Here is a 24,913-nt window from a genome sequence, read left to right as displayed (position 1 = left end):
ATGCCCTTAGGCCGCGTCATGCGCCTATATCGGCCAGCGCCCCGACGGCGATGCCCAGCGTTTCTTCGAAAGCCTGGAACAGCGCTTCCGCCGCGGCCTCGCCGCAATAGGCGGGATCGCCGCTGAGCCGAAATTCGGCGATGTCCGAGCCCTCGTCCAGATGGACGGCGATATTGATGGGGTAATGGAAGCGATCCACGCCGTCCCAGTCCCGCAAATCCGCTGTTTTCGAATCCAGCGCCCGGAAATTCGTGAAGTTGAAGGTGTAAAGGAACTCCCGGCCGGGGCTGCGCGCCTCGAAAATCGCACTGAGCGGGTAGAGCGCGTATTTCTCCTGCAGCAGCAGGCGCTGGTGGATCGCGTCAGCCGTCTCCAGCGGACACTCCAAGGCCTGGAACGACAGCGGCTGCAAATTCCAGAACAGGCCCACCGCCTCCAGAGGATCGCTCAGTTCCGGCACCCGGCCGTTGACCACCATCCCGATCAAGACCCGAGGGTCACGGGTCGCGCGCGCAATCGCCTGCCCTGCGGCGGCCAAATACAAGGATCGTGTCTGGATTCGCCGCGCGCGCGCGCAAGGGCCGGCGTGGACCACCAGCCGGGGCGCGATGCGTTTTTTGTGTTCTATCATCCTGGTCGGGGGCGCTCTCCATCGCTCAACCGTCTGTTTTTCGGCAAACGGCGTCTGTCGCCAGTATTCAATCGCCGCCGGGTCCCGGGCCATTTGCTGCTGGAGGGCGACGTATTCGGAAAACACATCCGCGCGCGCCGCCGACGCGGCGGCGGCATGGCGCCGATAGCGCTGGAATACCGCGTCGAAGAAGCGTTGCTGGCCCCAGCCGTCGTCTATCGCGTGGTGGATGCTCAGGAAAACGACGCAGCGGCTGTCCGTGGTTTGGAAGAAGCGCAGCCGCGCCATTTCGCTTGCCGCCTCGAACGGCTTGAACGGCGCATGCAGGTCGGCGCGCGCGTACTCGGCAATTCGTGTTCGCTGCCGCGATGGGGCGTCGCGCCGGAGGTCGACGGCGTCCAAACGCGCTCGCTCCGTCCCAGCGTCGACGCGGAAAATCGCATCGCCGTCGCGGACGAAGAGGGTGCGGAAGACGGGGTGCCGGGAAAACTCCAAGCGGAAAGCCTGCGTCAACCGCTCGATGTCGAGCGCCGCGTCTTCGCAGTCGAACCACTGTTGCACGTGATAGACGCCCAGGCCCGCCGGAGCCGCCTGGTACTGCTCCAGCATGAGGCGCTGCATATCGGACACGGCGTTTGCCAGTTTCGCCGGGGGCGGCGGCAAACCGGTTTCGCCCCGCAGGCTGCGGTCGTTCAGGTCCCGAACATTCGGCGAGTGAAACACGTCTTCCACCGTGGCGTTCCAGCCGGCGCGATTCAACGCCATGATCAGTTCCACCGCGCGGATCGAGTCCCCGCCCAGAGCGAAGAAGTCATCGTGCGGGCCAAGACGCTCCACGCCGAGCACCTGGCTCCAGATCGCCATCATATCGGCTTCATCGGGCGAGGCCGGCGCGTCCGGCGGGCGTTCATCGCTCAGGGCCCGCGCCATGTGCGGCAACCGGCTGCGGTCGATCTTGCCGTGAGCGGTCAGCGGCAGGCTGTCGATGCAATGAAAGTGGTGCGGCATCATGAAACCGGGCAGTTTTTCCGCCAGCGCGTGGCGGAGTTCTCGCAAGCTCATCGGCGCGGCCGCGAAGCGGAGATAGGCCGACACCAGATCGCGTCCGTCCTCGGCCGAGGCTTGGACCACCGCGTTGGCGACACCGTCCAGCTCGCATAGCGCGGACTCGATCTCCGCCAGCGAAACCCGGAAACCGCGGATCTTCAAGTAGCCGCCCTTGCGAGACTCGTAAACCAGCTCGCCGTGCGGATCGATCTTCGCCAGATCCTGGGTTTTGTACATCCGCTGGCCTTCGTGGCCGGGAAAGGGGCAGGGAATGAAGGTTTCGGCGGTCAGGCCGGGCCGGCCGTGATAACCGCGCGCCAGTCCCGGGCCGGCGACATACAGCTCGCCGACATCGCCGGCCGCCACCGGCTTCAAGTCCTCGTCGAGAAGGAACAGCGACAAGTCCGGCAAGGCCGAGCCGATGCCCGCGGACTTCCGGTGTTTCGTCTCGTCGGCGTCGACCACGTGCAGGGTGACGTGTACGGTGGTTTCGGTGATGCCGTACATATTGACCAGCACCGGGCCGTCGTCGCCCATGGTCTTGAACCAAGGCTTGAGCTGCGTCAGGTCCAGGCGCTCGCCGCCAAACACCACGAAGGCCAGCGACTCCAGGGCCTCGCGCTGTTCCGGATGTTCACTCAGATACAAAGCCAACTGATAGAAGAAGGACGGCGTCTGATTGAGCACCGTCACGCCATGCCGCCGCAAATACGCCAACAGCGCGGAAGGGTCTCGAATGATGGCCAGGTCAGGAACCAGCAAGGTTCCGCCATGCAAGAGCGCGCCGAAAATTTCCCAGACCGAAAAATCGAAGGCGTAGGAGTGCAGCAAGGGCCAGACATCCTCCGGCCCAAAGTCGTAATAGGGCTGGGACTCGGTAAACAGCCGCAGCACATTGCGATGAGTGATCAGGCTGCCTTTCGGACCTCCGGTCGAACCCGAGGTATAGATGACGTAAGCCAGGCCGTCGCGATTCGGCGCGCCGCCTGCGGGCATCTCTGCGTGATCGTCGCGCGATGGAAAGGCGTCCAGATCAAGCTGCGGGATGCCCTTGGCGGACGCGGCGGCGGCCAGCCGTTCCCGCGATTCCGCATCCACGACGATGAGCTTGGGCCGGGCGTCGTCGATGAGATAGTCCAAGCGCTCGGCCGGATACTCCGGGTCCAGCGGCAGGTAGGCACCGCCGGCTTTCAGGATGGCCAGCATGGCGACGATCAGATTGGACGATCTGCGCACGGACAAGCCCACCAGGGTTTCGGCGTTCACGCCCATGGCGCGGAGGCGGCGGGCTAGGGCGTCCGCCCGTTGATCCAGCTGTTGGTAGCTGAGCGAAGCCGCCGCGCATTGCACGGCGATGCGATCGGGAAAGCTCTGAACCGAGCGGGAGAAGGCCTCGGCAAGCGTTTGGCAGGCGCTTAGTTCTGCTGGATGAGTCATTGGTTTTTCATGTTCTGCCGGCTGGGGCGCTCGCGCCCTCCGGCGGTTGAAGCCTGTTTACGATCCGCTGTCGCTGTGAGACACGCACGGTCAGCGCTGCTTTGAAACGCTGATGCGTTACGAGCGCATTCCGCTTTCTCTGCGGTTTTCGCCTTGCCTCGCCCGCAAGATCGTGAACAGGCTCTTGGTCAATGGTCGGCCCTTGGTTTGGCGCTCAAGTCGCGTCCGCCGCCAAGCCGGCGTTTCCGGCGCCGGCCGGCTTGGGTTTTCTCAGCGGCTTGGGCGCGGCGCGCGGCACTTCCCCGGCGATGGTCGCGCCGGCGGCTTGCCGCAGCGGCGCGTCGAAGCCCCGCACGCACTGGGACAGCAAGGCCGATAGCTCCGCGCCCATGGCTTCAATCGACGCCGGGTCGAACATATCTGTCGCGTACTCTATGCGGACGCAACTGCGCGCGAGGTTGAAGCCGAAGGCCAGGTCGAACTTGGCGATAGGGTTGGTGCCCGGCAGCAAGGCCACGGACAGACCGTCCTGCGTCCAGCCGGCGAAGTCTTGATCGGCGGTGACCACCACCTGGAAGACTGGGTGTTGGCCGGGAACGCGCTCCACGCCAAGTTGATCGACAAGGGAGGAGAACGGCACCCGATAGCCGGCGTAACTCGCCTGGGCGGTTTGGCGGATTTTTTCGATGATGTTGCGCGGGGTGTCGGCTGTTTCGATTCGGACCGGCATGGCGAGTAAATTGACGAAATTGCCTATGGTGTCTTCGATCGCGCCTTCGCCGCGTCCGCCATGGGGGAAGCCCATGCAGACGTCGGCCTGATTGCCGCGCGCGGACAGATAGGCGGCGAGCAGGGCGGCGACGGCCATGAACGGCGAAGCGCCAAGTTGGGCGGCGCGCTGGATGTGCTCGCCCAGCAGCGCCTGGGGCAAGGCGCGCTCCAGGAACGCCCCCGCGTAGCCGCGTCTCAGGGGGCGCGGGCGGTCCGGCCTGAGATTGAGCGGGGTCGCGATTCCCGCCAGGCGGTCTAGCCAGCGGTTCAGTTCCTTCTGGTAGTCGCGGCTGCGCTGCCAGGCTCGCTCCTCGGCGGCGGCCTCCCTCACCGTCGTCGCCGGCCCCATGGCGGGCAAGAGGCCGCCTCGCAGAAGAGTGCGCAGCTCGCGCAGCCATATCTGCGCGGAATGGCCGTCAAACACCATGTGGTGAAACACCATCAACAGCACCCAGTGCTCGCGGTCGCGGCGTACTAGGCAAAAGCGGAAGAGCCGGCCGGAGGCAAGGTCGAAGGCGGTGGAGCTGAAATCCCGTTCCAGGCTGGCGAAGCCGGCGTCGCGGCTGTCCAGCGGCTGTTGGCGGAGATCCGCGGTTTCGAGCACGCGAGTGGGCGGCGCGCCAATGTCCTGACGCAGGCCGGACGGCGTTTCCACAAAGCGCGTGCATAAAGCTTCATGACGCTTCAGCAGCTGTTCCAGGGCCGCCTCCAGGAGGGCGGGGTCCAGCTGGCCGCGCATCTCCAGATGCAGAGGGACATTGTACAAGGCGCGGTCCGGGGCCAGTTTCTCGAAGAAATACAGGCTTTGCTGATTGCTGGACAGCAGGCCGAGCTCCACGTCGGCCGGGCGTGGGTCCGGCGCGGCGGCTTCCCGCTCTTGCCCGCTGCTGGCGAGTTCTTGCCCATCGGCCGCCGGCAAGGCGTCCATCTGGCGGGAAGGATCGGCCAGGCATTGCGCGGCAAACCGGACCAGCCCGTTCAACAGCCGCCGGGCGCTTGAGGCTTCGAACAAGGCGCCGGCGTACTCGAGCGCCAGCCAGACGCCGTCGTCGCGTTCGTCCAGGACAAAGCTCAAATCGCGCTTCGCGGTTTCGGTATGCGCCGCCTGCTCTGCCAGCCGCAGGCCGGCGAGACGCCAGCGCGGGCGTTTCCGCACCCGCGCGGCGACTTGAAACCATGGCGTTGAGACGCCGGATGTTTCAAGCGCCATGTCCCGGTTTCCGAATCCTTGCACGGCCTGCGAACGGACCTGGCCCAGCATCTCCCGCAGATTAGGCTTGGCGTCCAGCCTCAAGCGCAGCGGGAGCGGAGTTTCGAACAAGCCGATGATTTCATTGGCTTCCGCGTGGAGTCGTCCCGGAACGGCTGCGTCGATGAGGATTTCATCCCGGCCGCTTTCCGCGCCCAGGAAAAGACCGAGCAAGGATGAGAAAACAAGCAGCAAGGCGTCTCCCGTTTCCTGTTGAAGCTGGCGCAGCTGTTGCTCCTGCACGGCGGGGAGCTTGAGCGTCAACTCCGCGCCGTCCGTCAATACCTTGGCCGGAAACGGGCCGCCCGCGCTCAATAGTGAAAGCCGGGGCGCGCCGGCACGCCATTGTTCACGCTGCCAATGGGCGAAGTCCGCGTAATCGAGCGCATTGGGCGCGAGCTCGACGTCGCCGCCGTTCAAGGCCGCGGCATAAGCCGTTTCCAGGTCCGTCGCCAGAATGCCGGCCGACCAGGCGTCGAAAACAGCCTGATGGAACACCATGACCAGGCGCGCGTTTTCATCCGCCGGCTGAAGGAGAACAAAGCGGAATAAAGGCCCCGTCGCCAGATCGAAGGGGCGGCCGATGATTTCCCGGACGGCAGCGGCCAGGCCGGCGCTGTCTCCGCTCGCCGGTTCCAGGGGCTTCAGCTGGAGCAAGGGGCCGGGCCAGGCATGCCGCGTCGAGCAACGCAGCTCGTCGCCGTCGAAGGCCAGCGTGGTGCGCAAGGCCTCATGCTTGGCCACGACCACGGCCAAGGCCGTCTCCAATGCCGCGGCGTCCAGCGCTCCGCTCAGCTGCAGCACGATGGGAAACGAACATGAGGGCGTGCCCGGCGTCAGCTGGTCAAGGCGGAACAGCCCTTGCTGCTGAAAGGACGCAAGCCAGCCGTAGCCGGCATCGAGTGAAAATTTCATATGGCGAATACCTTGAATCCGCAATCAATCGACAGGAGAAAGCCTCCGCGCGGCTCGGGGGACATCGGCTTCCCCGACGCCGGCGGAAACCGTGCGCGCCCGCTTGCCGGATGCCTTCCGTCATCCGGTCCGCCGCGCGGCATGGCGATCATTCCGGCCTTGCGAAGCAGACATTGAACAGGCTCTTAGAGCGTGTTTACGATCTCGCGAGCTAAGGCGAGACAAGGCGAAAACTAGCGAAAAAGCGGAATGTACGAGCGGTACATGAGCATTTTGAGCTGGTTTTTAACGCCGTATCGCCGACGCACAGCAGGTCGTAAACAGGTTCTTAGCAGCTGAAGCTGCTGCAGCCATACAGCCGTTCCGCGCTCAGGCCCGCGGCGCGGCAGCGCTCGAGAAACTTGTTCGACTCGACGATCTGCTTGCTGTCGGCCGAGTACTCCAGGCCGGTGACGAAGCGCATCCAGGGTTCTTGCCCCATCGCGTAGACGTAGATCTTCTTACAGTCGAACTCCTCGACGATGCTCCAGGCGTGTTCGCAGTCGGAACCGGACAAGGTGCGGGATTCGTCGTCGCGCCGGCTGAGCGGGCTGCCGGTGTAGGGGCCGTACAGCCAGCTGAGAGGCGCCCCGTCGCACTCCATGCCGATGAACAGCGTGTCCGCCTTGCCCAGACGCTCCACAATGCGGCGGTAGAGCGCGCGGTCCTTGCAGTCCGAGTCCGCCAGGAACAGGAAGCGGCGGTTTTTCAGCCGCAGGAACATGCCGTGCTTGCTTTCGATGTCCAGGTCGGCGTGCTCGCCGTAAAACGGCAGGCTGACGATTTCGCCGTCGTCGAAGCGCACGCTTTCCATCGGCTCGAGTTCGGACACGTTGCGGAAACCGAGCGCGCGCAGCGTGAGCTTCATCGACGGATCGGCCAGGCTGCGGCTGTTGTGGCGCGGAACCAGCAGGCGGCCGATGCGGCCGCGCAATTGCAGCAGCAGTTCCGGGCTGAAGTGGTCCTGATGGTTGTGGGTGATGAACACGTAATCGATATGGTCGGGCAGGTCGTCGAAGGTCAGCCGCTGCGGTTCGCCGTCCCGGTCCCAGGTGACGAAGGGATCGATCAGCACCGAGGTGGACGCCGTTTGCAGCAAGACGCAGGCGTGGCCGAAATAACGGATGCGCACGTCGCCGCCGTGATACTCGGGCTGGTCGCGCTGCGGCGCTTCAGTGTCGAAGAAGCCGCGGAAGCGGGCTTCCTGTTCCGCCGGCACCTTCAGCGCCTGCTTCAGTTCCGCGTAAGGGACGGCGCGTATCCGGCTGGCGGCGAGCGCTTCGTGATGGGGGTCTGCGAAGGGCAGCGGGAGCACCAGCCTGGCGTCTCCGTCCAGCCGGGGCGTGTTCAGGAAGAAATGGCGCTGTTCGTCGCGTTCGGTGCTGAAGGCCAGCGCCTGCCGGTCCGCGTCCGCGGCGGCCGGATAGCTCAATAATGGGTCCAGCACGCGGAGGCCGGGATGGTGGTTGAGGTCGTAGCTGACTTCGACCAGGCCGGCCAGCGTGGGCGGCAACTCGGCGTAGACCGCGTCCAGGCTGTGGCCGCTGGCGGTTTGCTGCAGCTGGCGATTGAGTTTTTGCAGGTCTTCGGCGAAGCGGAGCAGCGGCGCGGCGTCCTTCAGCGTGTCCTGCAGCAGGCGGCGCACCGCGGGCAGATCGCTGGCCGGCAGTTCCAGGAAGGGGCCGCCCAGCATCTGGGGGTTCTTGGAGGCGGCGATATGCACATTGGGGTTGGCGATGAAGGAGCGCAGCAGCGGAATCTGGCGGAAGGCCAGATTGATCGCCTGCTGGACCGGCGATACCAGGTGACTCCAGGCGTACCAGCGGTGGAACAGGGGTTCCAGTTTGACGCCGCTTTTCAGATAGACGGCGTCGTCGGGACGAGGTGTGCTCATGCTTGCTCCAATGTCGGGGAAGAAGGGGTGGAACGGGACGAAGCCGGCGCGTCGGACGGGGCCGTCGCTTCGCTGAATCCTGCTTGCGACGAGGCGTAGTCCGCGTAGTCGGCGTATAGCCGCGGTAGCGGCGTCCAAGCGGGCTTGCCGCTGTCGGCGCGGGCGGCGTAGGCCTGGGCCAGTTCCCGCAGCAGCGGCGCGATCGGCGTGCCGGCATCGCTGTCGGCGACCTGGCGCAGCGCGGCGGGCAAGGCCAGGCCGTTGGCGGTTGTGATCGTCGTGGCAGCTTCGCTTGGAGAGTGGAGGGCGGCGTGCCGGCGGCCTAGTTCGCGCAGGGCCTGGCGCAAGGCCGGCAAGTCCAGCTCCCCCTCGTAGCGCAGCGAGACCGGCGCGCCGTCCTGTTGCTGGACGCTCAGTTGGAGCGGGCGCGGCTCATGCCGGCCAAGCGCCAGCTGCCGCGCCAATTCGGCGACGCTGGGGGCGAGGAAGAGCTGTTCCATCGACAGCTTGACGCCCAGCTTGCCGCGGATGCGGGCGGCCAGCCGCATCGCCAGCAAGGAGTCGCCGCCCAGCTCGAAGAAGCCGGCGTCCAGGTCCACCGCCGGCAGCCGCAGCGTTTCCGCGAACAGCTCCGCCAGCGTCTGTTCAAGCGGGGTGGCCGGCAAGCGTTGCGGCGCGGCCGCGAAGACCGGCGCCGGCAGCGCGCCGCGGTCCAGCTTGCCGTGGGCGTTCAGCGGCAGCGCGGGCAACACCATCACCGCGGCGGGCAGCATGTAGTCGGGCAGGCTGGCGGCCAGCCCGGCGCGCAGCCGCGCGCCGTCCAGGCCGGCGCCCGCGAGCGGCACGGCGTAGGCGACCAGGCGCTTGCGGCCGTCGTCGTCGACAGGCAAGATCACGGCCTGGGCCACGCCGGTTTGCGAGCGCAGCGCGGCCTCGATCTCGCCGGGCTCGATGCGATAGCCGCGCAGCTTGATCTGCTGATCGAGACGGCCGAGGAATTCCAGCTGGCCGTCCGCCAGGCGGCGCGCCTTGTCGCCGCTGCGGTAGAGCCGGCTGCCGGGCGCGCCGAAGGGGTTGGCGACGAAGCGCTCGGCGCTGAGCGCGGGGCGGCCCAGATAGCCGCGCGCCAGGCCGGCGCCGGCTACGTACAGCTCGCCGGCGACGCCGACGGGCACTGGCTGCAAAGCTTCGTCCAGCAGATAGACCTGACTGTTGAGCACCGGTCGGCCTATGGGCGGCGCGCCGTCGGCCAGGCGGTCGCTCAGGGTGGCGCAGATAGTGGATTCGGTAGGGCCGTAGGCGTTGATCATTCGGCGGCCGCGCGCCCATTTGGCCACCACCTCGGCGGGGCAGGCGTCGGCGCCGACCAACAGAGCGCCGGGCAGCAGGTCCGGCGCCGGCTCCAGCAAGGCCAACAGCGCCGGCGGCAGCAGCGCGTGGCTGATGCGCGCGGCGCGCAGCGTGCCCAGCAGGCCGTCGGCGTCCAGCTGCCTGGCGTTGGCCGGCACCAGGCAGCCGCCGCCGGCGAAGGCCATCAGCATTTCCAGCACCGAGGCGTCGAAGCCCGGCGAGGAGAACTGCAGCACGCGCGCGGACGCGTCCAGCGCGCAGCGCTCTTTCAGGTCCTGCGCCAGGCTGGCCAGCCCGGCGTGGCTGACCGCGACGCCTTTTGGCCGGCCGGTGGAACCGGAGGTGTAGATCACGTAGGCCAGATCGTCCGTCGTCAGCGGCCGCAGTCTTTCTTGCCGGCCGATGTCGCCGTCAGGGAAGCGGCGGTCGTCGTCGGTCTCCGGCGCCAGCACCGGCCCGGCGGTTTGCGGCAGGCGGGCGGCGGAGCCGGCGTCGCTCAGCACCAGGGCGGGGCGGGCGTCGTCCAGCATCAGCGCCAGCCGCTCCGCCGGATAGTTCAGGTCCAGCGGCAGATAGGCGGCGCCGGCTTTCAGCACCGCCAGTTGCGCGACGAGCAGCGCCGCCGATTTGGGCAGCGCGACCGCCACCAGCCGGCCGGGGCCGACGCCGGCGGCGATCAGCCGCCGGCCCAGCCGGTTGGCGCGGCGGTTGAGCTCGGCGTAGCTCAAGGTTTCGCCGCCGCTGTCCAGCGCCGGCGCGTCCGGCGCGCGGCGGGCCTGGCGCTCGAACAGCTCGCACAGCGGCAGCGGCGCGATGTCGCGGGCGCTGGCCCGGCCGTCCAGCAGCAGACGGCGCTCGTCCTCGTCCAGCAGGTCTTGGCGGCGCACCGGGCCGTCGGGCTCGGCGGCCAGCTGCGCGAGCACGGCGGCGTAGCAGCCGGCGTAGCGCCGCAGCGCGTCGGCGTCGTGGGCGTCGCGGTGGGCGCTCAGGCTGCCGACGATGCGCGCGCCGTCGGGGCGGAAGTTGACTTGCAGCGCGAAGCTGTTGTCCATCGCGCTGTCTTGCTGACGCCAGTCGGCCAGCGCTTCCAGCGCCTGGAAATGGGTGTAGTTGAAGATGGCCTCGCCGACGTCGCGCAGGCCGGCGTCGCGCAGCATGGTGGCCAGCGGATAGCGCCGGTGCGGCAGCAGCGCCCGTTCCGCGTCTATCACGCGGCCTATCAACCGGGTCCAGGATTCGCGCCGGATCTCCATGCGCAGCGGCACCGAGTTCAGGAACAGGCCCACCATGTGCTCCGCGTCGGCGGTTTCCGGCCGGCCGTTGGTGACCAGCGCGGTGCAGGCGCCGCTCTTGCCCGTCAGCATGGCCAGCGCGGCCAGGTGGGCGGCCAGCAACACCGATTTCAGCGGCGCGTTCAAGCGGCGCGCCAGCGCGCTCAGCGCCGCCGACACCGGGGCGGCTATGGCGATGTCGGCGTTGATCTGCAGCGGGCCGTCTGCCGTCGCGGCGGCGTTCTCTTCGCGGGCGAGCAGCGCGGGGGCGGCTTCGTAGCCGCGTAGCTGTTCCCGCCAGAAGTCCCGGCTGGCCGGCGAGGCCATCGCCTGGCGTTCCAGCGCGATGTAGTCGCGGTAGCGGCTGGACAGCGCCGGCAGCCGGCACGGCTGGCCGGCCAGCTCGGCCTGGTAGAGCTGGGCCAGTTCGACGATGAAGACCGAGTCGCTCCAGCCGTCGAGGATGGCGTGGTGGATGCGCAGCGTCAGGTGGAAGCGCCGCTCGCCCAAGCGGTGGGCGTGGGCGTGCAGCAGCGGCGCGGCGGCGGGGTCGAAGGCTTGTTTGGACCAGGCGGCGATGAAGGCGGCCAGGCTTTCTTGCTGCGCGGCGGGCGGCAAGTGGCCGAGGTCGCCTTCGCCCAGCGGAATGGCGGCCGCGGCCAACACCAGTTGCAAGGGCTCCAGATAGCCGTCCAGCGCGAAGCGGGTGCGCAGCAGCTCGTGCCGTTGGCACAGTGCGTCCAGCGCGCGGCGCAGCGCCGCCGCGTCGTAAGGCTGGGACACCTCCAGCCCGACGATATTGTGGTACAGCGTCGAGCCGTCGCGGAAGGCGCTGTGGAACAGCATGCCCTGTTGCAATTGGCTGAGCGGGTAGGCGTCCACCGCGTCCGGCGGCAGCCGCCGGCGGTCGGCGGGGGCCAGCAGGGAGAACGGTTCGGCCGGCGCGGCGGCGGCCGCCGCCGCCTGTTCGGCATGGGCGGCCAGCAGCGCCACGCTATGGTGTTCGAACAGGCTGGCCAGCTCGAAGGAGATACCGGCCTTGAGCGCCAGGCCCTTCAGCCGTAAGGCCAGCAGCGAGTCGCCGCCGAGGTTGAAAAAGCTGTCGTCGAGGCCGACGCGTTCTAGGCCCAGGGTCTGGGCGAAGGCCTCGGCCAGCAGTTTTTCCTTCTCGGTGACCGGCTCGCGGTGCTCGGCCAGCGTCAGCTCCGGCGCCGGCAAGGCGCGGCGGTCCAGCTTGCCGTTGGGCGTCAGCGGCAGCGTGTCCAGCGCTACCCAGGCGGCGGGCACCATGTAGTCGGGCAGGCGGGCGGCCAGCGCGTCGCGCCAGCGCGAGATGTCGGCTTGGGCGCCGGCGGTGGGCACCGCGTAAGCGACCAGCCGGCGCTGTCCGGGCGCGTCTTCGCGGATCAGCACCACGGCCTGGGCGACGCCGGGCTGGTCCAGCAGCGCGGCTTCGATCTCGCCCAGCTCGATGCGCAGGCCGCGCAGCTTGACCTGGTGGTCGAGGCGGCCCAGGTATTCCAGCGCGCCGTCGTCGCGGCGGACGACGCGGTCGCCGGTGCGGTACAGCCGCTGGCCGACGGCGAAGGGATGGGCGACGAAGCGCTCGGCAGTCAGAGCCGGACGGCGCAGATAGCCGCGCGCCAGGCCGACGCCGCCGAGGTACAGCTCGCCGGGGATGCCGGGCGGCAGCGGCCGCAGCATGGAATCGAGCACGAAGAGCTGGGTGTTCCAGATCGGGCGGCCGATCGGCACCGAACGGCTGTCGCGCGCCGGGTCGCAAGTCCAGGCGGTGACGTCGACGGCGGCCTCGGTGGGGCCGTAGAGATTGTGCAGCGGACAGGGCAGCGTTTGGGCGGCGCGGGCCAGCAGCGGCGCGGGTAAGGCTTCGCCGCTGCACAGCACGCGGCGCAGGCTGGCGCAGCCGGCGCTGGCGGGCTCCAGCAGGAAGGCGTCCAGCATGGACGGCACGAAATGCAGGGTGGTGACGCCGCGGCGGCGGATCAGCTCGGCCAGATAGGCGGGGTCGCGATGGCCGTCGGGCCGGGCCAGCAGCAGCGAGGCGCCGGCGAGCAGCGGCCAGAAGAATTCCCAGACCGAGACATCGAAGCTGGACGGCGTCTTCTGCAGCACCACGTCGTCGTCGGCCAGCGGGTAGGCGTGCTGCATCCACAGCAGGCGGTTGACGATGGCGCGATGGCTGTTGACGGCGCCCTTGGGGCGGCCGGTGGAGCCGGAGGTGTAGATGACATAGGCCGGATGTCTGTCATCGTCGTGGAGGTCCAGCGGCGCGTCGGACAGCGTCTCGAGCGCGTCGTCGATCAGATCCAGGCACAGCGCGCGTTCGACCGGCAGGCCGGCCAGCAGCTCGGAGCGGGACAGGACCACGGCGGGCTGGGCGTCGGCCAGCATGAAGGCGAGACGCTCGGCCGGATAGTCGAGATCGAGCGGCAGATAAGCGCCGCCGGCCTTGAGCACGGCGAGCAGGGCCACCACCAGATCGACGGAACGGGGCAGCGCGACGGCGACCAGGGTCTCGGGTCCGACGCCGTCGGCGCGCAGGCGGCGGGCGAGGCGGTTGGCGCGCTGATGCAGCTGGCGGTAGCTGAGGGCGATGTCGTCGAAGCGCAGCGCCTCGGCGTCGGGGCTGAGTTCCGCCTGGCGTTCCAGCAACTGGGTCAGGGTGGCGGCGGGCAGCGGGGCGTCGGTGCGGTTCCAGGCGGCCAGCGCGTCTTGCTGGGCCGGGGTGGCCGGCTGGAGGCGTGAGAGGGGCAGTTCGGGCTGCTCGGCGATCAGTCGCAGCAGTTCCAGCAGTTGCCGGGCGATGCCGTCGACGGCATCGGCGGAGAAGAGGTCGGGCCGGTAGCCGAAGCGCAGCTCGAGTGCGGGTCCGGGGACGGCGCACAGGCTGAGCGGGTAGTGCGAGGTGTCGGCGCCGTCGCCGCCGAGCGGAATCAAGGCCAGGCCGTCGGCCACCTTGCCGTCGGCCGCGCCGGGCAGCGCCGGATAGCTTTCGAAAACCAGCAGGGTGTCGAACAGCTCCGTTCTTCCCGCCGCCTGCTGAATCTCGGCGAGGCTGAGGTGCTGATGCTCGATCAGCGCGGCCTGCTGGGTCTGCAGGCGTTGCAGCAGGGCAGCGAGGGTTTCCTCGGGCCGCAGGCGCAGGCGCAGCGGAACGGTGTTGATCAGCAGGCCGACCATGCGTTCGACGCCGGGCAGTTCCGGCGGGCGTCCGGAGACGGTGACGCCGAAGACGACGTCGTCTGAGGCGCTGAGGCGGGCGAGCAGGATGGCCCAGGCCGCTTGCAGCAGGGTGTTGAGGGTAACGCCCAACTGGCGGGCCCGCGCCTGCAGCGGGGCGGTTTCTGTTTGCCGGGACAGCGTCAGTTGGCGCTCCCCAGCGGCGGCGGCGGCCAGTTTGGCCGGCTCGTCCAGCGCCTCCAGGCTGGCGGCCCAGGCGCGGGCGGCGGCGGCCTTGTCCTGTTGTTGCAGCCAGGCCAGATAGTCGCGGTAGGGCGCGGCGGGCGGCAGCGCGGCCGATTCTCCCTGGCGGTAGAGCGCGAACAACTCGTCCATCAGGATGGGCATGGACCAGCCGTCGAACAGCAGGTGGTGGAAGCTCCACAGCAGTTGGTGGCGCTCGGCGTCCAGCTTGACCAGGATGAAGCGCAGCAGCGGCGGCTTGCCCGGATCGAAGCGGCGGCGCAGGTCGGCTTCCAGCAGCGCGTCCAGCGCGGCGGCGTTCTGGCCGGACAGGTCTTCCTCGCGCCAATCCAGTTCAAACTCGCGGGGCACCACCTGGCGCGGCTGCGCCAGCCCCTTGTAGACGAAGGCGGAGCGCAGATTGGGATGGCGACGCAGCAGCGCCTCGGCCGCGCGCCTGAGCCGGTCGGCGTCCAGAACGCCGCGCAGCTCGAAGCGGTTGCGGACATGGTAGGCGTCCACCTCGCGTTCGTCGTACAGCGCGTGAAACAGCAATCCTTGCTGCAATGGCGACAGCGGCAGGATTTCGGCGATCTTCGACATCGTGAACCTCGCAATGGGCGGTCGCCGTTGGCGGCCGCCCGGAAAGTATTTGGAACCGGTTCTTAAGAGCGTATTTACGATCTCGCGAGCTAAGGCGAGACAAGGCGAAAACCGCTGAGAAAGCGGAATGTACAGGTGGTACATGAGCATTTCGAAGCGGGTTTCAACGCCGTATCGCCGACGCGCAGCAGATCGTAAACAGGCTCTTAGAAGCCGGCTTCGATCAGGTCTATCTCCTCCTGCGACAGCCCGCCGGCCAGGGGATGGTCGGACGGCGTGCTGCCGCCGACGTCCGGCGCGTGGCCCAGCCTGGCCAAGGCGCGCAGCGCGTCGAACCAGTCCTCCGCCAGCCTCTCGATCTCCTGCCGGTCGAACAGGCGGCCGGCCCACAGCCAGGTGGCCACCAGTTCCGGTCCGTCCGGGCCGTCGTGGGTGGCGGCGTTGAGCTCGATGGCGTGGGACTGCGGCACCGAAGGATCGCTGTTCCCGTCCAGCCCGGCCGCTTCCGGCGCCGGCATCCAGTCGCCGCGCGCCGGCGTGGCGAAGCGTCCCAGGTAGTTGAAACCGAGCTGAGCCGGCGGCGCGCCGCTCAGCCGGGCGGCGGTCTCTGGATTGAGATAGCGCAGCAAGCCGTAACCCAGGCCCCGGTCCGGCAGCGCGCGCAATTGCTCCTTGACCCGTTTCAGTGCGTCGCCCAGCACGGCGGCGTCGTCCAGGGCCGCGGCGGCGGAGACGCCGGGATCGAGGCAGACCGGGAACAGGCTGGTGAACCAGCCCACGGTGCGGGAGAGGTCGCAATGCTCGCCCAGCTCTTCGCGGCCATGGCCTTCCAGCTCCAGGCGCACGACGGTGCCGTCGCTCCGTCCCTGGTCTTGCCGCCAGCGCGCCACCGCCAGCGCGAAGCCGGTGAGCAGCACGTCGTTGATGCCGGCGTGGAACAGCGCCGGCACCCGGGTCAGCAGCTCGGTGGTGACGGCGGCGGGCAGCCCCACGCTCAGACGCCGACTGGTGCCGGCCGTGTCCAGCGCCGGGTCCAGCGGGCAGGGCGACAACAGCGGGTCGGGCTGGCTTTGGATAGCGGCCCACATCGGGGTTTCGGCCGCGCGGGCGGCGCGGACGGCGTCCTCGTTCAGCAGCAGCGCCCAGCGGCGGAAGGAGGTGGCCACCGGATCGAGCTGGATGGGCCGGCCGGCCTGGACGTCGCGCCAGGCGGAGGCCAGGTCCGGCAGCAGAATGCGCCAGGAGACGCCGTCCACCGCCAGGTGATGGATGCCGAGCCACAGCCGGCCCGGCGCGTCCGGGCCGGCGTCCAGCCACAACGCCCGCAGCATGGCGCCGGCGGCGGGGTCCAACTGCCGCGCCGCGGCGGCGATGTCGGCCGGCGGGATCTCCAGATGCGCGTCCGCCGCGATGCGGCGCAGGCAATCTTGCGCCGATGTCGAGCCGACCGGTGGCACGCTGAGGCCGCCGTCGGCGTCCAGCCGCATCCGCAGCGCGTCGTGTTTATCCAGCAAGGCTTGCAGCGCCTTCGCCAGATGGGCTTGTTCCAGTCCGGCGGGGGTTTGCAGCAGCATGGATTGGTAAAAGCCGCCTTGCGGGCCGCCGCGCTCCAGCCACCAGCGGATGATGGGCGTCGCCGGCAGCGGGCCTTCCGCGGTGTCCTCGGCCGCGATGGCGGCGACCGGCCGAGCGACGGCGGCCAGCGCCTCTACCCGAGGATGGAGGAAGACCTCGCGCGGGCTCAGCAGCAAGCCTTGCCGCCGCGCGCGGCTGACCAGCAGGATGGAGGCGATGCTGTCGCCGCCGAGATCGAAGAAGCCGTCGTCCAGACCGACTTCGTCCAGGCCCAGCAGCTCGGCGTACAGTCCGGCCAGGATACGTTCGGCGTCGCTGCGCGGCGGCCGCCGGTCGCCGCCGGCCTGGAGCTCGGGAGCCGGCAGCGCGCGGTGGTCCAGCTTGCCGTTGGGGGTCAGCGGCAGCGCGTTCAGCGCGACGACGGCGGCTGGCACCATATAGTCCGGCAGCTGCGCCGCCAGGGCTTGTCTGAGCGTGGACGGGTCGATGTCGGCGCCGGGGTGGAGGGCGACATAGGCGAGCAGCTGGCGCGGCGCGCCGTCCGTCTCGCGCAGCACCGCCCGCGCCTGGGATACTGCCGGGTGTTCGCGCAGCCTGGCTTCGATTTCGCCGAGTTCGATGCGGAAGCCGCGCAGCTTGATTTGTTGATCGGCGCGGCCGAGGAACTCCAGCTGGCCGTCGGCGCGCCAGCGCGCCCGGTCGCCGCTGCGGTACAAGCGGCTGCCGGCGGGGCCGAAGGGGTTGGCCACGAAGCGCTCCGCGCTGAGCGCCGGCTGATTCAGATAGCCGCGCGCCAGGCCGCTGCCGGCCAAGTAGAGTTCGCCGGGCGCGCCTGCTGGCAGCGGGCGCAGCGCGGAATCCAGCACATAGGCGCGGGTATTGTCCATCGGCGCGCCTATCGGCAGCGACGCAGCCAGAGTCTGATCGCGCGGCAGCGGGTAGCAGGTGGCGAAGGTGGTGGTCTCAGTGGGGCCGTAGACATGGACCAGCTCCAGTTGCGGATAGCGCTCCCGCACTCGCTGGAAGGCGCGGAGCGAGGCGGACTCGCCGCCGGTCCACAGCGTGCGCAGGCTGGCGAAGCAGTCCGGCCGCTCCTCGGCCAGCAGGTTGAACAGCGCGGTGGTCAGGAAGGCCGCGCTGACGCTTTCCCGCTGCAGCACGTCCGCCAGCGAGTCGATGTCGTTGTCCCAAGGCGGCGCCAGCGTTGCTTGGCCGCCGTGCAGCAAGGGCGCCCACAGCTCGTAGGTGGCGGCGTCGAAGGCATGCGGAGAGTGCAGCAACACCTTGCTCTGGGACGCGCCCTCCCAGCGGCGGTCCAGCGCCAGATCCCTGACGTTGGCGTGGCTGATGGCAATGCCCTTGGGCACGCCGGTGGAGCCGGAGGTGTACATCACATAGGCCAGCGCGTCGGGGGTCAGCTCCAGGCGGGGCGGGCGCTCGGCGCTGTCGGACGGACCGTCTATCCGCAGCACCGGCAGGCCCGGCGGCAGCATGGCCGGCGCCGGGGCCTCGTCGGCCAGCAGCAGCGCGGCGCGCGACTGGGTCAGGGTCCAGGCCCGCCGTTCTTCCGGCTGGGCGGTGTGCAGAGGTATATAGCAGCCGCCGGCCTTGAGCACGCCCAGGATGGCCACCGGCAACAGAGGACCGCGTTGCAGCCACAGCGCCACCGGCGTTTCCACGGTCACGCCGGCCGCGCGCAAGCGGTGGGCCAGCGCGTTGGATTGCCGGTCCAGCTGCCGGTAGCTCAGGCGAAGGTCGCCGGCGCAGACCGCGACGGCGTCCGGCGTTAGCTCGGCCTGTCGGCGGAACAACTCGGGCAGCGTCGCCGATGGCGTGGCGCGCGCGGTGGCGTTCCAGCCGTCCTGCTGGCGGCTTTCGGTTTCGTCCAGCCAGCGCAAGCTGGCCAGTGGCAGCTCAAGATCGCCCGCCAGCGCCTGGAACAGGCGCGACAGGCTGGCGAGGAGGCGTTCGGCCGCCGTCGGCGGGAAGGCGTCGGCGCGGCAGCCCAGCCGGAGTTCCAGCCTTTCCCCCGGCACCACGCAGAGGCCCAGCGGGTAATGCGACACGTCGCCGCCCAAGCCTTCGACGGGACGCACGCTCAGGCCGTCGCCGGCGCGGCTTTGGCGCAGCGCGTCGAGCTGCGGGTAGTTTTCGAACACCATCAGCGTGTCGAACAATTCTTCCATGTCCGTCAGCTGCCGGATGTCTCCGAGTCCGAGGTGCTGATGCTCCATCATCGCGGCCTGGCGCGATTGCAGATCGTCCAAGAAGCCGGCCAGCGTGGTCGACGGCTCCAGTTTCAGACGCAGCGGCACGGTGTTGATCAGCAGGCCCGGCAGCCTCTCGATGTCTTCCAAGGGCGCGGTTCGCCCGGACACGGTGATGCCGAACAGCAGATCGTCGCGGCCGGTCAGGCGCGCCAACAGCAGGCCCCAGGCGGCTTGGGCCAGGGTGTTGAGGGTCAGCCCGCGACGCCGCGCCTGGGCGGCCAGCGCGGCGCTGAGCTCTGTCGACAGCGCGGCGGTGTGCAGATCCGGCCGCCGCTCGGCGGCGGGGAGGCCCGGCGCCACCAGGGTGGGCTCGTCCACGCCGCGCAGGTATTCGCTCCAGGCCTGGCGGGCGGCGTCCCGGTCGCGGCCGGATAGCCAGCGCAGATAATCGCGGTAGGCCGGCGCCGGCGGCAGCGCGGCCGCCTCCCCCTGGCGGTAGAGCGCGAACAGCTCTTCCAGCAGCACGGGAAGGGACCAGCCGTCTAGCAGCAGGTGGTGGAAAGTCCAGAGCAGCAGGTGGCGCTCCGGCGCCAGCCGGATCAGGGTGAAGCGCAGCAGCGGCCCGCGGTCCGGCGGCATGCTCTCTCCATGATCGGCTGTCTGTATGTCTTCCAGCCGCGCGCGCGCGTCGTCTCGGCTCAGCGCCGACAAATCGGCTTCCCGCCACGGCGCGGCGCCGTCCAGGCTCAGCGCCTGCATCGGCTGCAAGGTGTCGTGGTGAATGAAGGAGGCCAGCAGGTGCGGGTGGCGGCGCAGCAGGCCTTCGCCGGCGCGGCGCAAGGCGGCGGCGTCCAGCGCGCCGTCCAGCTCGATGCGCATCTGCACCACATAGGGGTTGGCGGCGGAGTGGTCGTAGAGCGCGTGGAACAGCAGGCCTTGCTGCAGCGGCGTCAGCGGCAGCAGTTCGGCGAGTCCGGGGTGGCGGCGGCTCAGGCGCTCGATTTCGGCCGGCTCCAGCCGCAGCAAGGGCGCGTCGGCGCGCGCTTCGGCGGCCGGGGCCGATGCCTCGGTCGCGACCAGGGCGAGGCCGCGGACGCTGCGCTGTTCGAACACCTGGCGCGGCGTCAGGCTCAGCCCCCGTTTGCGGGCCAGGCTCACCAGCTGGATGGAGCTGATGCTGTCGCCGCCGAGGTTGAAGAAGCTGTCGTCGAGGCCGACGCGCTCCAGGCCCAGGGTCTGGGCGAAGGCCTCGGCCAGCAGTTTTTCCTTCTCGGTGACCGGCTCGCGGTGCTCGGCCAGCGTCAGTTCCGGCGCCGGCAAGGCGCGGCGGTCCAGCTTGCCGTTGGGCGTGAGCGGCAGCGCGTCCAGCGCCACCCAGGCGGCGGGCACCATGTAGTCGGGCAGGCGGGCGGCCATCGCGTCGCGCCAGCGGGCGACGTCGGATTCGATGCCGGCGGCAGGCACCACATAGGCGACCAGCCGGCGCTGTCCGGGCGCGTCCTCGCGGATCAGCGCCACGGCCTGGGCGACGCCGGGCTGGTCCAGCAGCGCGGCTTCGATCTCGCCCAGCTCGATGCGCAGGCCGCGCAGCTTGACCTGGTGGTCGAGGCGGCCCAGGTATTCCAGCGCGCCGTCCTCGCGGCGGACGACGCGGTCGCCGGTGCGGTACAGCTGCTGGCCGACGGCGAAGGGATGGGCGACGAAGCGCTCGGCAGTCAGAGCCGGACGGCGCAGATAGCCGCGCGCCAGGCCGACGCCGCCGAGGTACAGCTCGCCGGGGATGCCGGGCGGCAGCGGCCGCAGCATGGAATCGAGCACGAAGAGCTGGGTGTTCCAGATCGGGCGGCCGATCGGCACCGATCGGCTGTCGCGCGCCGGGTCGCAAGTCCAGGCGGTGACGTCGACGGCGGCCTCGGTGGGGCCGTAGAGATTGTGCAGCGGACAGGGCAGCGTTTGGGCGGCGCGGGCCAGCAGCGGCGCGGGTAAGGCTTCGCCGCTGCACAGCACGCGGCGCAGGCTGGCGCAGCCGGCGCTGGCGGGCTCCAGCAGGAAGGCGTCCAGCATGGACGGCACGAAATGCAGGGTGGTGACGCCGCGGCGGCGGATCAGCTCGGCCAGATAGGCGGGGTCGCGATGGCCGTCGGGCCGGGCCAGCAGCAGCGAGGCGCCGGCGAGCAGCGGCCAGAAGAATTCCCAGACCGAGACATCGAAGCTGGACGGCGTCTTCTGCAGCACCACGTCGTCGTCGGCCAGCGGGTAGGCGTGCTGCATCCACAGCAGGCGGTTGACGATGGCGCGATGGCTGTTGACGGCGCCCTTGGGGCGGCCGGTGGAGCCGGAGGTGTAGATGACATAGGCCGGATGTCTGTCATCGTCGTGGAGGTCCAGCGGCGCGTCGGACAGCGTCTCGAGCGCGTCGTCGATCAGATCCAGGCACAGCGCGCGTTCGACCGGCAGGCCGGCCAGCAGCTCGGAGCGGGACAGGACCACGGCGGGCTGGGCGTCGGCCAGCATGAAGGCGAGACGCTCGGCCGGATAGTCGAGATCGAGCGGCAGATAAGCGCCGCCGGCCTTGAGCACGGCGAGCAGGGCCACCACCAGATCGACGGAACGGGGCAGCGCGACGGCGACCAGGGTTTCGGGTCCGACGCCGTCGGCGCGCAGGCGGCGGGCGAGGCGGTTGGCGCGCTGATGCAGCTGGCGGTAGCTGAGGGCGATGTCGTCGAAGCGCAGCGCCTCGGCGTCGGGGCTGAGTTCCGCCTGGCGTTCCAGCAACTGGGTCAGGGTGGCGGCGGGCAGCGGGGCGTCGGTGCGGTTCCAGGCGGCCAGCGCGTCTTGTTGGGCCGGCGTGGCCGGCTGGAGGCGTGAGAGGGGCAGCTCGGGCTGTTCGGCGATCAGGCGCAGCAGTTCCAGCAGTTGCCGGGCGATGCTGTCGACGGCATCGGCGGAGAAGAGGTCGGGCCGGTAGCCGAAGCGCAGCTCGAGTGCGGGTCCGGGGACGGCGCACAGGCTGAGCGGGTAGTGCGAGGTGTCCACGCCCTGGCCGCCCAGATAGCCGATGGACAGCGCGTCGTCCACGCGGCGGTCGTCGTCGGCGATCGGATAGTTTTCAAAGACCAGCAGTGTGTCGAACAAATCGCCAAGGCCGGCCGCCTGCTGGATCTCGGCGAGGCTGAGGTGTTGATGCTCGATCAGCGCGGCCTGCTGGGCTTGCAGGCGCTGCAGCAGGGCGGTCAGAGTTTCCTCGGGCTGCAGCCGCAGGCGCAGCGGGACGGTGTTGATCAGCAGGCCGACCATGCGTTCGACGCCGGGCAGTTCCGGCGGGCGTCCGGAGACGGTGACGCCGAAGACGACGTCGTCGGCGGAGGTTAGGCGGGCGAGCAGAATGGCCCAGGCCGCTTGCAGCAAGGTGTTGAGGGTGAGGCCCTGCCGGCGGGCCAGCCGCTCCAGCATGGCGTAGACCGCCGGGTCCGCCGTCACATTGTGGTTGCGCGGCAGCTGTCGGCTTTTTTGCGCGCTCGGCGCCAGACGCGTCGGCTGCTCCAGTTCCGCCAGATGGTTAATCCATTGGCGCTTGGCGGCGTCGCGGCCCCGTACATGCAGCCAGGCCAGGTAGTCGCGGTAGGGAATGGCGGGCGGCAGCTCGTCGCCGCGGTAGAGGGCGAACAGTTCGCGCAGCAGTACCGGCACTGACCAGCCGTCGAACAGCAGGTGGTGGAAGCTCCACAGCAGTTGATGGCGCTCCGCGTCCAGCTTGGTCAGGGTAAAACGCAGCAGCGGCGCTTGCGCCGGGTCCACGCCGGCGGCGTAGTCGTCCGCGCGCAGCCGCTCCAGGACGCGCAACTGTTCATCGGCCTGGTACGCGGACAGGTCCAGCTCGCGCCAAGGCGTCTCCACGCGCTCCAGTACGATTTGCGCCGGCTGCTCCAGGCCATCCGCGGAGAAGGCGGCGCGCAGATGGTGATGGCGTTGAAGCAAGCCTTCGGCGGCCGCCCGCAGCTTGTCCGCTTCCAGCGGGCCGTCCAGTTGGAAGCCCATCTGTATCAGGTAGACGTCGCTTTGACCCTCGTCGTACAACAGATGGAACAGCAGGCCTCGCTGCAGCGGCGACAACGGCAGCACCGCGCTGACCGCCGGATAGCGGGCGCGGATGCTTTCCAGGTCCGCGGCGCTGACCGGCGGCAATTCGCCCGCCGCCGCGTCGGGCTCCACCGGGCGGACCCGGAGCGCCAGACGCTCGATGCTGGGATGGTCGAAAACATCCTGCGGGCTGAATTGCAGGCCGTGGGCGCGGGCGCGGCTGACCAGCAGAATGGCGCTGATGCTGTCGCCGCCCAGGTCGAAGAAGCCTTGGCCCAGACCCGCCCTGGACACTCCCAGCACTTCCACGTATAGCTTGGCCAGCGTTTTCTCCAGCCAGTTCCGCGCCTCGCCGGCGTCGGCGTCGTCGAAATCCGGCGCGGGCAGCGCCTGTTTGTCCACCTTGCCGTTGGGCGTTAGCGGCAGGCGCTCCAGCGGCACCACCGCCGCCGGCACCATGTAGTCGGGCAATAGCTCGGCCAGCGCCGCGCGCAAGGCCGCGCCGTCGGCTTGCAGGCCGGCGCGGGAAACGACATAGGCGACCAGTTGTTTGATGCCGGGCAAGTCTTCGCGCAGGCGGACCACGGCCTGGCTCACGCCGGCTTGTTGCGTCAGCAGATGTTCGATCTCGCCGGGCTCGATGCGGTAGCCGCGCAGCTTGAGCTGCTCGTCCGTCCGTCCCAGGTAGTCCAGAGAGCCGTCGGCGCGCAGCCGCGCCAGGTCGCCGCTGCGGTACAGGCGGCTGCCGGCGGGGCCAAAGGGATTGGCTACGAAACGCTCGGCGCTCAGCGCCGGCCGGCCCAGATAGCCGCGGGCCAGCCCGCCGCCAGCGAGATACAGCTCGCCCTCGACGCCCGGCGGCAGCGGTCGCAGGGCGTCGTCCAGCACGTAGACCTGGACGCCGGGCAGCGGCGCGCCGATATCGGCGGGCTCATCGTCCCGCATCTGGCCGCTCATCGTCGCGCACACGGTGGCCTCGGTGGGGCCGTAGGCGTTCAGCATGGTCCGGCCGGCTGACCAGCGCCGCACCTGGGCCGCCGGGCAGGCCTCGCCGGCGACGATCAGGCCGCAATGGGGCGGGATGCCGCCGTCCGGCATGAGGGCCAACGCGCTGGGCGGCATCGTCAGATGGCTGATTTTCTGACGGGCCAGCAAGTCGGCCAGCGCGGCGCCCGGCGTCAGTTCCGCCGCCGGCGCGGTGACTAGGCAGGCGCCGGAAAGCAGGGTCATGGCGACTTCGGAGAAGGCCGCGTCGAAACTGGAAGACGCGAATTGCAGCACGCGGGCGCCGGGGCTTATGTCGAAGCGCCGGCTCTGGGCGCGCGCCAGAGCGCCTATGCCGCGGTGAGTCACCGCCACGCCCTTGGGCTGACCGGTGGAGCCGGAGGTGTAGATCAGATAAGCCAACTGGTCCGGGGAATCGAGAAGAGGAAGCGCCTGTTCCGGCTGCGCCTGCCACATGGGCTGTTCGGTATCCAGTTCCACCACCCGAGCCCAGTGAACCGGCAGTTGCTCGGTCAGCGCGGCCCGCGTCAGCAATGCGGCCGGCATGGCGTCGTTGAGAATGTAGGCCAGCCTTTCCCGCGGGTAGTCGGGGTCCAGCGGCAAATACGCGCCGCCGGCCTTGAAAATAGCCAGCATGGCGATGATCTGCTCGGGCGAGCGGTCCAGGCACAGCCCCACCGGCGTTTCGCGGTCTATGCCCAGTTCCCGCAGATAATGGGCCAGACGATTGGCCTGGTCGTCCAGTTCGCGGTAGCTAAGCGTGCGTGCGCCGTGTTGCAGCGCGATGGCGTCGGGATGGTCCGCCGCGCTTCGGGCGAACAGGGCGGCGAAGGTTTCGGCGGAAGCGGCCGCGGTGTGCGGATTGCGGGAGGGGAAAACGGCGTTGTCGTTCATATCGCACCTTGGATGGCTTGCGGTACAGGCGTGAGGCCGCAACCTTCCGCGCATGCGCGGCCGGCCGGCGATTTTTTCGGTGTGGAGCGGGATGGCTGTCGAGGGGCCGCGGCGAGCGCGCCGCCGCAATACGGATAGAGAAACGCCGCGCTTTGTCTTGAAAGCGGGTGCGTCTCGGCATGGCCCCCTTGAGCCGGGGCGGGAATCAGCCGGTGGAGAGCAAGGCGTCCTGAGCGCGTGCCAGACTGGCGGGCCGCATGTCTATCCAGTTTTGTTCGATATGGTCAAGACAGGACTGGCGGTCCGAGGGGCCGAAACAGGCTTGCCAACCCTCCGGAACAGGAGCGAACTCGGGCCAGAGCGAGTACTGGCCCTCATCGTTGATCAGGGCGAAAAAAACGCCTTCCTTATTGTCGAACGGGTTCGCCATGACACTTCTCCCTGTGACTCTCTCATGAGGTTTGTCTGCATCAATTTGCAGAAATATCCGAACAGCATATCAACACAAAATGAAAATGT

The 24,913-nt window shown here is 69.2% G+C and carries 6 protein-coding genes; all 6 read right to left on the bottom strand.

What is annotated here, in order from left to right; translation table 11 throughout:
* Positions 1 to 16 precede the first annotated feature (16 nt).
* Positions 17 to 3,115 carry an amino acid adenylation domain-containing protein gene (locus tag GYH29_RS12850; RefSeq protein WP_161523879.1) on the bottom strand — a complete coding sequence of 1,033 codons (3,099 nt, stop codon included), beginning with the start codon at positions 3,113 to 3,115 and terminating at the stop codon, positions 17 to 19.
* 214 nt (positions 3,116 to 3,329) lie between these two features.
* Complete coding sequence (locus tag GYH29_RS12845) at positions 3,330 to 6,050, bottom strand: condensation domain-containing protein (protein ID WP_161523878.1); 2,721 nt, start codon at positions 6,048 to 6,050, stop codon at positions 3,330 to 3,332.
* A gap of 328 nt (positions 6,051 to 6,378) precedes the next feature.
* Entirely contained in the window at positions 6,379 to 7,983 is a 1,605-nt protein-coding gene (locus GYH29_RS12840) for an MBL fold metallo-hydrolase (RefSeq protein WP_107732647.1), read from the bottom strand.
* Positions 7,980 to 14,630, bottom strand: a complete 6,651-nt coding sequence (locus GYH29_RS12835; protein WP_161523877.1) for a non-ribosomal peptide synthetase — start codon at positions 14,628 to 14,630, stop codon at positions 7,980 to 7,982. Before GYH29_RS12835 ends, GYH29_RS12840 begins: the two co-directional genes overlap by 4 nt.
* Positions 14,631 to 14,836: 206 nt before the next feature.
* Positions 14,837 to 24,394, bottom strand: coding sequence for a non-ribosomal peptide synthetase (locus GYH29_RS12830; RefSeq protein WP_161523876.1), 9,558 nt, complete (start codon positions 24,392 to 24,394; stop codon positions 14,837 to 14,839).
* 205 nt (positions 24,395 to 24,599) lie between these two features.
* The gene (locus GYH29_RS12825; protein WP_019104006.1) at positions 24,600 to 24,824 is read right to left on the bottom strand and encodes an MbtH family protein; all 225 of its coding nucleotides are present in this window, start codon (positions 24,822 to 24,824) and stop codon (positions 24,600 to 24,602) included.
* Positions 24,825 to 24,913 lie beyond the last annotated feature (89 nt).

Origin of the sequence: Chromobacterium haemolyticum, from assembly GCF_009936155.1 — a bacterium.
GTDB classification, from domain to species: domain Bacteria; phylum Pseudomonadota; class Gammaproteobacteria; order Burkholderiales; family Chromobacteriaceae; genus Chromobacterium; species Chromobacterium haemolyticum.
Note: the sequence above shows the minus strand (reverse complement) of the source record. Positions and strands in the feature narration are given on the sequence as shown.

What these genes read in the sequence shown, in the direction of transcription:
- GYH29_RS12825 (WP_019104006.1), bottom strand. Translation starts at nt 24,824, where the DNA reads ATGGCGAACCCGTTCGACAATAAGGAAGGCGTTTTTTTCGCCCTGATC.
- GYH29_RS12830 (WP_161523876.1), bottom strand. Translation starts at nt 24,394, where the DNA reads ATGAACGACAACGCCGTTTTCCCCTCCCGCAATCCGCACACCGCGGCC.
- GYH29_RS12850 (WP_161523879.1), bottom strand. Translation starts at nt 3,115, where the DNA reads ATGACTCATCCAGCAGAACTAAGCGCCTGCCAAACGCTTGCCGAGGCC.
- GYH29_RS12840 (WP_107732647.1), bottom strand. Translation starts at nt 7,983, where the DNA reads ATGAGCACACCTCGTCCCGACGACGCCGTCTATCTGAAAAGCGGCGTC.
- GYH29_RS12835 (WP_161523877.1), bottom strand. Translation starts at nt 14,630, where the DNA reads ATGTCGAAGATCGCCGAAATCCTGCCGCTGTCGCCATTGCAGCAAGGA.
- GYH29_RS12845 (WP_161523878.1), bottom strand. Translation starts at nt 6,050, where the DNA reads ATGAAATTTTCACTCGATGCCGGCTACGGCTGGCTTGCGTCCTTTCAG.